A 13,187-nucleotide genomic window follows, 5' to 3' on the forward strand; every position below is an offset into this window, starting at 1 on the left:
ATGCGTTTACCCTTTTCTCGGAAAAATGTGCGAAATTTTAAATAAAATTTCGCACAGAAGGAAGGTAACCGCTAAAAATATTTATAATGCGGTTGCCCTGGATATATGGGCTGAAACAGTAGATTAAAATCGTAGAATAGAAACAATATAAATGCCTTGTAAATCGGTATCAATAAGATGTATATTTATATCAAAGAGGTGCGGTTATGAATCAGTCTGCTTTTAGTGTGAGAATGGATACTCAATTAAAAAAAGATTTTTCTCTTATTTGTGAAGATTTTGGCATATCTGTTTCAACGGCATTTACATTATTTGCAAAAGCGGTTGTTCGGGAACACCGGATTCCTTTTGAAATAAAAAGCGATTTGCCAAACACTTTAACGATGCGAACAATAGAACTTGCAGAGACCGGAAAAGAATTACACGGCCCTTTTTCATCAATACATGATTTAAGGGAATCGCTCAATGCTTGAGATTGTATACACAACGCAATTTAAAAGGGACTACAAGCTTGCACAAAAGCGAGGGGTTGATGTTGAAGAATTGTTCAAAGTCATTGAAATGCTTCAAAACCAAGAGCCTTTACCTCCGGAGAAAAAAGATCATATCTTACATGGAAATTATAAAGGGTATAGAGAATGCCATGTTCGTCCGGACTTGCTCTTAATTTATAAAATAAAAGATAAAGAATTGGAATTGGTTCTTTTTAGAACCGGAACGCATTCTGACCTGTATTGATGAGAAGGAGAATAAGAATGAAAAAGATAGTATTCGGTGAGCAAAAAATATCTATCGAAGATATAGAATTAATAGCTAAAAAAGAATGTGAAATCGATCTGAATAGAACACCTGAGTTTATGGCAAAGATAAATGCAGGAGCTGATTTTTTGGATAGTATGATTGCCGAACACGGTGCTGTTTACGGCGTAACAACCGGTTACGGCGATTCGTGTACAAAGGTTGTGCCATCCGACAGCTATTACGTGTTGCCGGTAAATCTTTCCCGTTTCCACGGCTGCGGTTTAGGGGAATACTTTGATGCTGAAACCACTCGTGCCATTATAGCGGTGCGGTTAGTGTCGCTCGTGCAAGCCTGTTCGGGTGTGAGCTTCAATCTGGTAGAAGCGTTGTTTAATCTCTTAAAGTATGATATTTTGCCGCGTATTCCGCAGGAGGGAAGCGTCGGGGCAAGCGGCGATTTAACACCGTTGTCTTATATCGTTGCGGCGTTGATCGGTGAACGGGATGTGGTGTTAAACGGTACGGTTATGTCTGCCGCAGATGCGCTGCATACGTGCGGTTTAAAAGCAATTACACTGCGTCCGAAAGAAGCGCTTGCCATTATGAACGGAACTGCTGCAATGACCGGCGTTGCCTGTTTAGCTTTTTGCCGTGCAAAATATCTTGCGGACTTGTCCTGTCGGCTTACCGCAATGGTTTCTATTGCGATGAAAGGCAACGAGTATCATTTTGATCCGCGCTTATTTGCGATGAAGCCGCATCCCGGACAAAGCTATGCAGCGGATTTAGTCCGAAAGAATTTTCCATCGAAGATGCAGGATTCCGTTATCCCTGAAAAAATACAGGATAACTACAGCATACGTTGCGCGCCGCATATTATCGGTGTTTTTTATGACTTTGAACCGACACTCCGCTCATTTATCGAAACGGAGCTGAACAGTGCAAATGATAATCCGCTGGTCTCTCCCGAATATCATTCCGTATTTCACGGCGGCCATTTTTACGGCGGGCACATTGCTTTTGCAATGGATAGTTTAAAAAACATCGTAGCAAATTTTGCAGATTTGGCAGACAGACAGCTTGCACTGTTAGTTGATGAAAAAATGAACAAAGGGTTACCGCCGAATCTTTCCGGCTCCGATTCTTCTTATTCGTATAATCACGGATTAAAAGCGGTGCAGATCGGAGCATCTGCGTGGACTGCCGAAGCGTTGAAAAACACGATGCCCGCAAGCGTATTTTCACGTTCAACGGAATGCCATAATCAGGATAAGGTGAGTATGGGTACGATAGCTGCGCGCGATTGTACGCGCGTCATCGTATTAACAACGCAGGTGCTAAGCGCACTGATGATAGCCTGTTATCAGGCAATTCAGATTCGGAAAAAGAACGGGTTAAGCGCAAGCAAGACGGAAAATATAGAAGACCTACTGGCGCAAATAGCTGAAAAATTCGACTTTTTAGTTGACGACCGTCCGCTGGAAAAAGATTTGCGCACAATAATAGCAGCAATCGATTCAAAATATTGGAAAGTATAAATCTATGGATACTATTTATTTTTCATCCGATTGTTACGTTACCGCTCAGTTTTACGATGTCGATGTTATGCAGGTCGTATATCACGGTAACTATACGAGGTATATGGAAGAAGCCCGCTCTTTATTGCTGGATGCATTAGGCTACGGTTATTTTGATATGCAAGCGGATGGTTTAGTATGGCCGGTTGTAAAACTCGAAATAAAATATATCAAGCCGATTACACTTAAACAGCGTGTCCGGATACATACAAGCTTAATTGAATATGAAAACCGGATCGGTATTTCGTATCTTTTTTATGACGAGCATAATACGCTGTTGTGTAAGGCAAAGACATATCAGATGGCAGTTTCTATCGAAACAAAACAATCCTGTTTTTCAAGCAAAACATTCATTGAGAAGGTTGAAGCACTATGCAAAAAAAATTCAAACGCATAATATATGTCGGTATGATACTTCTGCTTATAGTATCATCTTTGGCGTCTCAAACGATTGATAATTTAGTAACGGTAAAAGGTTCGTACAAACAAAAAAATTACATCGCTAAAACAAAAAAAACGATAGAATCATCGGGAACCTTTGTTTTATCCCGTGAACACGGTATTATATGGTATACGGAAAAGCCGCAAAAATCGGTTACTGTAATGACCGAACAAAAAGTACTACAGGTATTTCCAAACGGTAAAGAAAAAGTACTGGGAAATTCCGGTAACGCTATTTTCAATTCAGTTGCGCTGCTTACCAAATCTCTATTTACCCAAGATACTGCGGTAATAGAAAAATACTTACATGCAACGCAAACCGAAAGCGGTGTGTGGGTCTATACTCCAAAAGACGATACGCTTGCGTCGGTAATAAAAAAGATTGAATTGAAGAATGCCGATAACGGTTACATCGGTTCGGCCGTTATTACGTATGGGAACGGCGATACTACCGAATATGTGCTTTCCGTATCGTCTTTTAATGAGGCTTTAACAACGGATGCAACAACGTACTTTGAAAAATAAAATTCCGCTTCTTTTTTGGATTGCATTACATATCAGTGTTGCAATACTCTTTTTAGTTTTCCCTCACGGAACAATCGAAACAGACCTTATTTCGATTGTTCCGAAAATTTCACAAGACCGTTCGTTTGAAAAACCGCTGAAACATTTTTTCTCTCTTTCATCAAATACTATTAATCTCTTTGTAGAGTCTGAACATTTTGATACTGCAAAAGAAGCGGTTTATCAACTTGAACATAAAATACGAGAATTGTCGAATCAGGTACGGGTACAGTTGGAAGTCGGCGGGGGTGATTATAACGCCTTGCTGGAATTCTTTGACGAACATAAATATGCGCTCTTGTCCGATCATATTGCACGGCAATTATCGTATGGAGGAGCCGCCGAGCTTGCAGAAGAAGCCGTTGCAAATGTGTATTCTCCGTTTTTCATCTCTCCATTTACCAATATAGAAACCGATCCGTTTTTACTTGTGAACGGTAAAGTGGAAGATCTATTGGAAGCGCTCACGGTTAATTTACCGACGTTACAAATGCAGGATAATCTTTTGTATGCGAGTGTTGAAGGTAAAAATAATATCTTTATGACAATAGATTTACCGGTTGAATTTTCCAGTGCGGATGGACGCTTCCAATTTATGCGGCAATTTTTGAATTATGTTGACGAACTGTCCCGCTCATCCGGCGTATCGATTTATTATTCAGGTGTTCCGGTACATAGCTTTTACAGCCAAAAAAGTGCGCAGCTGCAAATCAGCATTATTTCCACAATATCGATTATTGCAACCTTTTTCTTATTTTGGTTTACCTATAAAAGCATCGGCGTTTTTATTGTGTGTATGGGAACACTTGCTCTTTCAACAGGACTTGCCTATTGTATAACATCCATTCTTTTTCCGTCTATTCATATTTTCTCATTTGTGTTCGGTACCAGCGTCATCGGCGTTACCATGGATTATTCTATTCATTATATTACACACTGGTATTTTGAAAACGGTGCAAGAGACGTTATTAAAAAAATATTTGTGAGTTTGTTCTTAGGGCTTTTAACCACCGTCATCAGCTATGTTGCACTTTCTTTTTCGAGTATCGCACTGTTGCGGCAATTATCGCTCTTTTCAATAGTAGGTGTTACCGGCAGTTTTTTAACGGTTGTTATTGTGTTCCCCTTGATCTTTAAAAATCCGCCTAAAAAAAACAACAACAGGGTGTTAACCTTAAGCGAAACATACTTGCGGTCGTATTCATCTGTTTTTGCAAACCGGCGTAAAATGCTTTCTTTTGCCGCTGCAATATTGATATGCGTGTCCGTATGGGGGGTAACAAAGATACGGGCAGATTTTTCAGCTACCGGTTTATACAGTATCCCGGATAATTTAATCGGACAAGAGATAGCCGTCAATGAACGTATGGGGAATATGTCCAACACCGATTTGGTTATTGTTAAGGCGGACAGTGTTGATGCGTTAGCGGAAAAAGAAGAGCTGCTTGCCCCGCTGTTAAAAGATGAGCAGTATCTTGCGTTATCAAAGTTTTTACCGTCGATAAAAAAACAACGGGAAAATATACTACTGGTAAAAAAAGAACTGCTTCCGCTCTTGGAACAGCAGACAGAAGCGCTTGCGCTTGACCGGCAGACCTTTTTAAATATCCGCAAAGATATCGAGCAATCAGAGGAACACCTTGTCGGGATAGAACAATTAGCGCAATTCTCCGCACTGTCAAGTTTGCAAAAGTTGATTTTAAAAAATGACGACTCCTATTTTTCAGTTATTATTTTACAAAAAGGACTGAATGCTCAAATAAAAAACAGTATAGAAGCTGCTGACTTTGGAATTAAAGTGTTTTCTGTTCTTCCTGCGATAAACGCAGCATTGAATAAAACCGCATACGAAGCAATGCTGTTTAATGTTGGCGCCTATTTGCTTATCTTTTTTGTTATTTTTATGTTCTTGTATAAAAAACAGGCGCTCGTCATTATTGCAATACAAATGGCTTGTCTGCTTCTCAATTTGGGGATACACGGTTTGTTCGGCATTCCGGTAAATATTTTTTCTATTCTGGCGCTCATTTTGTCGTTAGGTATCTCAATGGACTTTTTTATTTTCTTCTCACATAACGCAGAAATAAAAGGTATTACATTTATTGCCGTCTTTCTTTCTATGCTGACAACCATTTTATCATTCGGAACACTTTCGTTCAGCAGCTTTATTCCGGTTCGTTCGTTTGCTCTTTCTCTTTTTATCGGTATTGTGTGCGCTTTCGTGTTTGCGCCCATCGTTATGCTCTTTGGGCGGGATAAGCAAAAATCCGTTCTGCAGTAATACGGGTATGCGTTTCTGTTGGCTCATGCCACTCAAATTCAATATTTGTATCCTGCCCTGCGATGATAATGCTGACCACAAAATGCTCCGTTTGTTCTTCCGATGCCTTTGTGAGATAAAAAGAAAAGATGCTGTGTGGGTAGGCTGTATTATCCGCAGCAGTATCTTTTACCGCAGTCCCCTCCGGCAGATTAATGTGTACGGAATCTTTTATCGAAAAAACACTGCCGTCATGTAATTTTATATCGGCCTCTTTTATTGTCCATAATAAGAAAAAATCTTTTTCGATTGCCGTTGACTGTGTAAGCTGATCTTGTTCCGTTGCTGTAAACGCATATTCTGCAATTGCTTGAAAGTGTTTGGGGCGGCATTGTTCAATATCAACGGCAATATTTTTTTCCGCCATCACGGTGATACAATACTTTTTCGTATGCGAGCCGCTAAAAAAAAGCGTCTCCGTGTGCGCAAAAAACGGGCGCCCGTTTTTTGTCCTTAGAATAGTATAGTCGGGCTGTTCATTAAAATAACGTTTTTTCATCTTCAAAGCGGTCTGCTCAATGATACTGTACTGCAGAGCAGCGGAATCGCTAAAACCGTATTTACTCACGTAAAAATCTAACCGAAAGGATTGCGGTTACTCAAGTAAAAATCTAACCGTAGCACTCTATGTCCAAGGTTGAGCCATAGAGATAAGTTTACTTTGCAAGCTTTGCGTTGTTTCAAGCAGCTGTTGTAAATCCAAGTTGTTCTTCCTGCGGCACAGCTCAGCTTTTACCGCCTCGCTTACATCAGAGCTTTCCATCAGCCTGCAATACGGAGTCTTTGCCGTATCATATTTTTTTATGACCTTTGCGTCTATCCGTTTTTTTGAAATAATTTTCATCGAAGGAAAAAAGAAATTGACGAGCTTATTATACTGCTGATAAAGGTCAGCCATAACCGCTCGCGCAGCTTCTCCCTCAAAGCGATAGTAACCGACAATGTGCCTTACGACACTATCATTTTTCTGTTCAACAAAACAATTATCATTCTTTTTATACGATCGGCTCCGAGTGAAGATAATCTCATTACTTTTACACCATTGCAACAGCTGTGTATTTTTGAACTCACTTCCGTTGTCGCTATCAATACCTTTCATCTGAAACGGGAGCTTCTCTTTCACATCTTCTATTGCTTCTTTTACCCAACGATGAGCTTTGTTTAAAAGGGCTCTATTTTCCGTCCAGCCTGAATGAACATCGGTAAGGGTAAGCGTGCAAATATACTGTCCTTGGGTACTTATGCCGCAGTTGGCAACGGTGTCAACCTCAAAAAAACCCGGCTTCCGTTCATCCCAATCGAAAAAGGTACGGATGGGGATGAGCTTATTAAGATTCTTTACAGGTCGTGTTGTTGAAATACCGCGGATGGAATGTTTTGGGATTTCCGGTTTAAGAATCCTGCCGACTGTCGCGCTTGATATGCGGGCGAGTTTTGCTTTCAGTTTTTCATCATAGCTGAACTTTTGAGCAAAGTAATCGATATTATCCCGAATGAACGGCACGAGCCGTTTTGCACACAGATACATCGAAAAAATCCACAGCCGGATGACTTCTTGTTGTACGTCTTGACCGTAGTATTTTTCATAGTTCCGCTTTTTACGTGTCTTTGTAATAACCTGTACGCTCTGTCTTGCGACATTGTTAAAGTGCGTGAGTTTTACGTATGCACTGTTTTTCAGAACGTGAATGGCATACTTTCGATTGTAACCGGTTGTTGCGATGAACTCATCGAGGATTTTCGTCTTTTGTTTCTTTGCTGCCGTACAATACCGTTTTGCCGTTTCTTCGCTCAATTTCTTTTTTGTTTTCATGTCTAACCCCATTGTGCCCTTCCTTTGGGCTTCTATTTTGGGTTAGATTTTTACGTGATGCACCGCTTCTTTTTCGGTTAGATTTAACGTGATTCAATGCGAAAACTTGACAAGGCCTCTATTTCTATGTACACTTTCACTATGAAATTATATGCCGGCAGATCGGAAAAGGCAAGCGCAGCGTATGCAGTCGATCTTACTTGATGTAGGACTTATCAATTGTATCGGCCGCACGAAAGCAGATTTTTACAATGCCTATTTTGCTGAGCAAAAATCCGGTTTGCGGTCATGTTCAAAACTTGATTCGGTCTTTTCTTTAGGTCTCGTTCCCACCGATTGGTATATACACGAAATATTACCTCATCCGTATAATAATCGTATCAATAAACTTGCATTGTGTGCATGCCGCCAGATTGAACCGTTGGTATATCAGGCAAAACAAAAATACGGAGCGGATCGTATCGGTATTGTCGTCGGTACAACTGATAACGGCAGCGAAGAAACAAATGCTTTTCTTTCGGGAGCGATGAGGGCTTCCGGTGAACATGATGCAGAAAAAACAGTCGGTACTTCCGGAGAAGTGGACAACAATCCATATCTGCTGGATATGCAGTGCCTCGGGCTGTGTGCAGAGTATCTTTCGCATTTCTTCGGTGTGAGCGGTTTTAGCAGTACTATTTCCACCGCCTGTACTTCAAGCGCACATGCGATAAGCCGCGCTGATGAGCTTTTAAAAAGCGATATATGCGATGTGGTTATTGCAGGCGGGGTTGATATCGTTAGCGATGTAGTGCTTGGAGGATTTTCTTCACTTGAAGCGGTAGATACACATACGACGATACCTTTCTCAAAGAATCGCCGTGGTATCAATTTAGGTGAAGGCGCCGCTTTCTTCGTAATGGCAAAAGAAAATTTTACCGATGCAAAAGATACTATCTTTTTAAAAGGCGCTTCTGATAATGCCGATGCCTTTCACATGACAAGCCCCGATGTTTCGGGAACGGCAGCAGCGGCATGCATACAAACCGCTTTACAGCGAGCTCACCTTTCCGTTTCCGATATCGACTATATCAATTTACATGGAACCGGCACCAACTTAAACGATAGGATGGAATCCTGCGCCGTCAATTTGATTGAAGCAAGCGCCATTCCTTGCAGTTCATCAAAAACCGCACTCGGTCATACGCTTGGAGCTGCCGGAGCGATGGAACTGGCTGTTTGTTATTTAGCGCTTTCGGAACTTAATCAACAACGGATTCTGCCGCCTCATTTTTACGACGGTATATATGATTCTGATTTACCTGCTATTCGATTGATAACCGGCAAAACTGTCGCTGAACGATTAAACACCGTTATGAGTTTTTCGTTTGCATTCGGTGGGAACAATGCCTGCCTTATCGTAGGACGCCGCTAATTTTGGGGCAATATGCAAAACGTTTTTAAAGGGAAAAGATATGGAATGCTATCTTAAAAAAAATAATTTAGGTACTCTCGAAGATTATATAAAGCATACGAAAGATTGGTCGGTGCTTGATGGTGTACTTTCATTTGATTTTGATAACAAAGAGATAACGTGTTTTGCAAATATCGATGCTGAATCCGTTTTTTATGAGAGCGAATATGACGGCATATATTCGTATACGGGATTTGAATTTATTGCACAGGCTTGCGGCGTTTACTACGGACTTGAATCTCGTTTAGTTTATAACAGACCGCCCAAATTCGGTTTTATTTTACGGGTCAACAATCTTGAATGTACCGAGATGCTTATTCCCTCAGGAAAAACCGCAATCGTTTCCGTAAAGGAAAGTCTTCGGGACGGTGTTTTTGCTTATTTTGACGGACAAATATCCGTTGATGACCGGCTGATTGTAAAGGCAACGCTTATGCTGATGGAAGCGGATTCTGCGCAGAATAATAATTTCAGCGCTCTTTAATAAGCGGAGGAAAATATGGAGAAAAAAGAGAAACGGATATTGATTACAGGAGCCTCACGCGGGATCGGGAACGCTATTGCTCGTACGCTGATAGAGGAAGGATATTCAGTTGCAGCGTGTTATCACACATCACAATCTTTTATTGAACCTTTGCAAAAGCTTGCCGATGCAAAAGGTGTCAGCCTGCATCTGCTGCAATTTGATGTGACGAATAGAGGAGCTGCCCGTTGTGCTCTCGAAGAAGATATAGCAGCGCATGGTGCATATTACGGGGTTGTGTGTAATGCCGGTATTACAAAAGACACTCCCTTTCCCGCAATGAGCGCCGATGATTGGGATTCCGTGTTGCGGACAAATCTTGATAGTTTTTATAATATTATCCATCCGGTTGTTATGCCGATGATTCAAGCGCGAAAGCCGGGACGTATAATAGTTATTACCTCCATTTCGGGTGTAACAGGAAATCGTGGACAAACTAATTACAGCGCATCAAAAGCTGGTTTAATCGGCGCTGCAAAGTCTTTAGCGATAGAATTGGGCAAACGAAATATAACCGTAAATTGCATCGCACCGGGGGTTATTGAAACGGATATGGTCAGCCAAGAAATTATCGACTATGTAAAACCGATGATTGCGCTGAAGCGGATCGGAAGACCGGAAGAGGTTGCGGCTGCAGTGTCTTTCTTTCTTTCGGAGCATGCATCTTATATTACAAAACAAGTACTTTGTGTAGACGGTGGGATGGTATGAAAAAGAGAGTTGTTATAACGGGAACAGGGATAATATCCCCGATAGGTGAAGATTGGACTACGGTATATGCGGCGTTAAAGGCAAAACAAAATGCCGTTAGGGTGATGGATGAATGGGTTACAAATTCTAAAATAAGATCGAAACTTGCAGCGCCTGCAATTTTTACGGATCCGGGCTTTCCGCGAAAAACAATGAGGGGAATGGGACGGGTTGCACTTTTAGCGGTTACGGCGGCACATCGTGCTGTTTCTCAGGCAGGTTTATTAGATAATCCGATTCTGTCCGGCGGACAGTCAGGTGTTGCCTGCGGTGTTTCATCGGGTAGCTACAAAGCTATTAAAGAATTGATTTCCATTATGCAACCCGATGGACCGAATTTGCTGGATGCTACTACCTACGTGCGGTACATGCCGCAATCTGCAGCAGTGAATATTTCTCTTTTCTTTTCTCTTAAAGGGCGGCTTGTTACAACCGATGTTGCCTGTGCCGCCGGATCGTTGGCAATCGGTAGTGCGTATGAACTCATTGCAGCAGGAAAACAAACGGTAATGCTTGCTGCTGGTTCCGATGAACTTTCTCCCTTTAACACCGCTATTTTTGATACGCTTTTTGCAACAAGCTTGAAAAACGATACGCCGAAGGCGACGCCTGCACCTTTTGATAAAAATCGTGATGGGTTGGTAATCGGCGAAGGCGCAGGTTGTCTTGTACTGGAAGAGTATGAGCATGCAAAAGCACGCGGCGCCGAGATTTTAGCGGAGCTTGTAGGTTTTGCACAAAACTGCGACGGGCGACATATCACGCAGCCGAACCGCATCATGATGGAAGCAGTAATGAGGAATGCCATTGAAGATGCAGGGATCCATCCGGAACAAATCGGCTATATTGATGCTCACGGAACGGCAACGGATGTCGGTGATGTTGAAGAAACGAATGCTGTCTATTCGCTTTTTAAAAGACCCGTTCCGATCAGCAGCCAAAAATCATACACGGGGCATACACTTGGTGCATGCGGTGTGCTTGAATCATTCTTTGCGATTAATATGATGAAAGAAAAGTGGTTTGCACCGAATCTCAATCTTACGGAAGTTGATGAGCGACTGCCCGATCTGCATTATATCACAGGGAACGGTCTGCATTTGGATACGGAATATGTAATGAGTAATAATTTTGCTTTCGGCGGCGTTAATACGTCACTTATTTTTAAACGCTATGTCTCATAATAAACTATCAGTAAAAGATTTTTATGACAACCTTGCTGCGGATTATGATGCAGAACAGGATGCGCCGAATTTCCGTTTTGTTAGAGAACCTGAAAAAAAACTGATACAGGATTTCTTTGACAAAGAAGATTTTTCCGGAGCATCTATTCTCGAAATCGGTGCGGGAACGGGTAGATTTTCTCTTTTATTTGCCGCAGCTTGCCGTTCGTATACGGTTGTCGATCTTTCTCCTGCGATGCTGCAGCAGCTAATTCAAAAAGCGGAACGAGAACACATCACCAATATTACGACTATTGAAGGTGATTTTTTGCAAGCGCCTGTTTCCGGTAGCTTTGATTATATTGTCAGCTTTACCGCGATTGAATATATTTTGGACAAAAAAGCATTGTTTCGTAAAATGGCGCAGTTATTAAAACCGGGCGGCAAGCTCTTCATTACAACAACGCATAAAACATTCATCAGATTTTGGGGATGTTTTGGAAATTATTTCCGTCAGCATATCTTTATGAACATGTATTCAAAAAGAGAAGTAAAAAAACTTTTACGAAATAACGGACTTACGCCTTTGCTGATTGAAGATCATGTTTTAAAGCGTTTCCCCTTTAAAGGAATATTACTGGTCATCCATGCTCAAAAAAATTAAACGTATTCTGCACGAAAAAAAAGAGCCGTTACTCGCCTTTGCGCAGGAATTTAAGGATGTAGAGCACAATTATAAAGATTTAAGTCCGAGATTTCTTTTCGGCTTATTCTTGATTTTTATCAGTTTTGTGATAGGGTGGGGCGGTCCGATTGTTGCGCTGTGGTATGGTATTACGCACAGCACAATTGCAGTTCCCGCTCTTGTCGGAACACTCGCTTATGGGTTGGGGTGGGTGCTAACGCCAATCGGGCTTGCCATTACTGCAAAAGATAATATTTATTATCTGCGTTATTTTACCTCAAAATTTATCCTGCGTTTATACAATCCGCTCGACTTCCCTTCCGTGATGGAAATACTGACACCGGTGTTTATTGCCGTGCTTATTGTTTTGTGGATTATTTTTAAGTGGTCGGCGCCGTTTCAGCTCAGCCTTGTTATCCTTGTGTGTATTCACCAAATACTGCTCGTTATTTCGTTACTCGTTCCAAATATCCAATTGTTAAGCAGAACTGCGCGCGGAAAAGATCTGGAGGTTCTAAAAGAACTCTACCCCGATGATGATCTTGCTCGGCTGATTTCATATTGGCAAAGCTGCCGCTTTATCTTCCGCTTTGATGACGGAGTTGACCCTGACCTTACTCCTGACATTCTTCGCATATTGGAGCGGGAAGGTGTATATGCAGTGTTTGCCATAACAGGCAGGCATGCCGAGCAATACCCCGATCTGGTACGCGAAGTTGCTGCACGCGGGCACCTTATCGTAAATCACAGCTACAGCCATCCCAATTTATTTTCGTTATTAACGGAAAAAAGACTGCGGGAAGAGATGGTAAAAACAAATCATATTTTACAAAATATTACCGGAAAACAACCGTATCTTTTTGCACCGCCTATCGGACACAGCAATATTTTTTTACGGAAAACCCTCCATTTGCAAAAAATGACTGCGTTAGGGTGGGATGTAAATTCACATGACGTGCTGCGCTTATCCGAATCAAAAAAACAGCGCTTTCTTGATTCTCTTTTAACCGCTCCAAAACCGGCTATTCTGTTGTTCCACGACGGTCTCTATGCTCCCGGCACTCCCCATAAAGCACAGACGTTGGAACTATTGGAAAAAGTATTCGCGCTGTTGCACAAGTTCTAAAAAAGATTGACTGTTTTTGATATTCAAGATA

The 13,187-nt window shown here is 41.6% G+C and carries 14 protein-coding genes; 12 read left to right on the forward strand and 2 right to left on the reverse strand.

Annotated elements, in window-relative coordinates; translation table 11 throughout:
- Positions 1-233 precede the first annotated feature (233 nt).
- Genes DWB79_RS03610 through DWB79_RS03635 form a run of 6 tightly spaced genes read left to right on the forward strand, consistent with a single transcriptional unit; the run spans position 234 to position 5,604 of the window.
- Positions 234-473 carry a type II toxin-antitoxin system RelB/DinJ family antitoxin gene (locus tag DWB79_RS03610; RefSeq protein ID WP_252722496.1) on the forward strand — a complete coding sequence of 80 codons (240 nt, stop codon included), beginning with the start codon at positions 234-236 and terminating at the stop codon, positions 471-473.
- Positions 466-738, forward strand: a complete 273-nt coding sequence (locus DWB79_RS03615; protein WP_016522687.1) for a type II toxin-antitoxin system YafQ family toxin — start codon at positions 466-468, stop codon at positions 736-738. Before DWB79_RS03610 ends, DWB79_RS03615 begins: the two co-directional genes overlap by 8 nt.
- 17 nt (positions 739-755) lie before the next feature.
- On the forward strand, positions 756-2,279 hold the full coding sequence (locus DWB79_RS03620) for an HAL/PAL/TAL family ammonia-lyase (protein ID WP_016522688.1): 1,524 nt from the start codon (positions 756-758) through the stop codon (positions 2,277-2,279).
- 4 nt (positions 2,280-2,283) lie between these two features.
- Positions 2,284-2,715 (forward strand): acyl-CoA thioesterase, encoded by a 432-nt coding sequence (locus DWB79_RS03625; protein WP_016522689.1) that lies wholly within the window; start codon positions 2,284-2,286, stop codon positions 2,713-2,715.
- A gap of 11 nt (positions 2,716-2,726) precedes the next feature.
- Positions 2,727-3,284, forward strand: a complete 558-nt coding sequence (locus tag DWB79_RS03630) for an outer membrane lipoprotein carrier protein LolA (RefSeq protein ID WP_252722497.1) — start codon at positions 2,727-2,729, stop codon at positions 3,282-3,284.
- Positions 3,259-5,604: an MMPL family transporter gene (locus DWB79_RS03635; RefSeq protein ID WP_016522691.1), complete on the forward strand. Its 2,346-nt coding sequence runs from the start codon at positions 3,259-3,261 to the stop codon at positions 5,602-5,604. Before DWB79_RS03630 ends, DWB79_RS03635 begins: the two co-directional genes overlap by 26 nt.
- On the opposite strand, the gene DWB79_RS03640 is transcribed toward DWB79_RS03635, so the two are convergent.
- Both DWB79_RS03640 and DWB79_RS03645 read right to left on the reverse strand, forming a co-directional pair.
- Positions 5,561-6,142 carry a 4'-phosphopantetheinyl transferase family protein gene (locus tag DWB79_RS03640; protein ID WP_040859400.1) on the reverse strand — a complete coding sequence of 194 codons (582 nt, stop codon included), beginning with the start codon at positions 6,140-6,142 and terminating at the stop codon, positions 5,561-5,563. The two genes, DWB79_RS03635 and DWB79_RS03640, sit on opposite strands and share 44 nt — an antisense overlap.
- Positions 6,143-6,268: 126 nt before the next feature.
- The gene (locus DWB79_RS03645; RefSeq protein ID WP_016522693.1) at positions 6,269-7,468 is read right to left on the reverse strand and encodes an integrase catalytic domain-containing protein; all 1,200 of its coding nucleotides are present in this window, start codon (positions 7,466-7,468) and stop codon (positions 6,269-6,271) included.
- A gap of 172 nt (positions 7,469-7,640) precedes the next feature.
- Between DWB79_RS03645 and DWB79_RS03650 the strand changes: the two genes are divergently transcribed.
- From DWB79_RS03650 to DWB79_RS03675, 6 genes are read left to right on the forward strand one after another with little or no spacing between them, the layout of a single operon-like run.
- Positions 7,641-8,870, forward strand: coding sequence for a beta-ketoacyl synthase N-terminal-like domain-containing protein (locus tag DWB79_RS03650; protein WP_016522694.1), 1,230 nt, complete (start codon positions 7,641-7,643; stop codon positions 8,868-8,870).
- A 40-nt stretch (positions 8,871-8,910) separates the two neighbouring features.
- Positions 8,911-9,393, forward strand: coding sequence for an ApeP family dehydratase (locus DWB79_RS03655; protein ID WP_016522695.1), 483 nt, complete (start codon positions 8,911-8,913; stop codon positions 9,391-9,393).
- 15 nt (positions 9,394-9,408) lie between these two features.
- On the forward strand, positions 9,409-10,143 hold the full coding sequence (gene fabG, locus DWB79_RS03660; RefSeq protein WP_016522696.1) for a 3-oxoacyl-ACP reductase FabG: 735 nt from the start codon (positions 9,409-9,411) through the stop codon (positions 10,141-10,143).
- Complete coding sequence (locus DWB79_RS03665) at positions 10,140-11,366, forward strand: beta-ketoacyl-ACP synthase (RefSeq protein ID WP_016522697.1); 1,227 nt, start codon at positions 10,140-10,142, stop codon at positions 11,364-11,366. The genes fabG and DWB79_RS03665 overlap by 4 nt, the downstream gene beginning before the upstream one ends.
- The gene (locus DWB79_RS03670; RefSeq protein ID WP_040858996.1) at positions 11,356-12,009 is read left to right on the forward strand and encodes a class I SAM-dependent methyltransferase; all 654 of its coding nucleotides are present in this window, start codon (positions 11,356-11,358) and stop codon (positions 12,007-12,009) included. The genes DWB79_RS03665 and DWB79_RS03670 overlap by 11 nt, the downstream gene beginning before the upstream one ends.
- Complete coding sequence (locus DWB79_RS03675; RefSeq protein ID WP_016522699.1) at positions 11,993-13,156, forward strand: polysaccharide deacetylase family protein; 1,164 nt, start codon at positions 11,993-11,995, stop codon at positions 13,154-13,156. The genes DWB79_RS03670 and DWB79_RS03675 overlap by 17 nt, the downstream gene beginning before the upstream one ends.
- The last annotated feature ends 31 nt before the right edge of the window (positions 13,157-13,187 follow it).

Origin of the sequence: Treponema medium (genome assembly GCF_017161265.1) — a bacterium.
Classification (GTDB): Bacteria; Spirochaetota; Spirochaetia; order Treponematales; family Treponemataceae; genus Treponema; species Treponema medium.

Coding starts and splice junctions, on each gene's coding strand:
- DWB79_RS03640 (WP_040859400.1), bottom strand. CDS start 6,142: ATGAAAAAACGTTATTTTAATGAACAGCCCGACTATACTATTCTAAGG.
- DWB79_RS03665 (WP_016522697.1), top strand. CDS start 10,140: ATGAAAAAGAGAGTTGTTATAACGGGAACAGGGATAATATCCCCGATA.
- DWB79_RS03610 (WP_252722496.1), top strand. CDS start 234: ATGGATACTCAATTAAAAAAAGATTTTTCTCTTATTTGTGAAGATTTT.
- fabG (WP_016522696.1), top strand. CDS start 9,409: ATGGAGAAAAAAGAGAAACGGATATTGATTACAGGAGCCTCACGCGGG.
- DWB79_RS03650 (WP_016522694.1), top strand. CDS start 7,641: ATGCAGTCGATCTTACTTGATGTAGGACTTATCAATTGTATCGGCCGC.
- DWB79_RS03625 (WP_016522689.1), top strand. CDS start 2,284: ATGGATACTATTTATTTTTCATCCGATTGTTACGTTACCGCTCAGTTT.
- DWB79_RS03630 (WP_252722497.1), top strand. CDS start 2,727: ATGATACTTCTGCTTATAGTATCATCTTTGGCGTCTCAAACGATTGAT.
- DWB79_RS03655 (WP_016522695.1), top strand. CDS start 8,911: ATGGAATGCTATCTTAAAAAAAATAATTTAGGTACTCTCGAAGATTAT.
- DWB79_RS03670 (WP_040858996.1), top strand. CDS start 11,356: ATGTCTCATAATAAACTATCAGTAAAAGATTTTTATGACAACCTTGCT.
- DWB79_RS03615 (WP_016522687.1), top strand. CDS start 466: ATGCTTGAGATTGTATACACAACGCAATTTAAAAGGGACTACAAGCTT.
- DWB79_RS03675 (WP_016522699.1), top strand. CDS start 11,993: ATGCTCAAAAAAATTAAACGTATTCTGCACGAAAAAAAAGAGCCGTTA.
- DWB79_RS03645 (WP_016522693.1), bottom strand. CDS start 7,468: ATGGGGTTAGACATGAAAACAAAAAAGAAATTGAGCGAAGAAACGGCA.
- DWB79_RS03635 (WP_016522691.1), top strand. CDS start 3,259: ATGCAACAACGTACTTTGAAAAATAAAATTCCGCTTCTTTTTTGGATT.
- DWB79_RS03620 (WP_016522688.1), top strand. CDS start 756: ATGAAAAAGATAGTATTCGGTGAGCAAAAAATATCTATCGAAGATATA.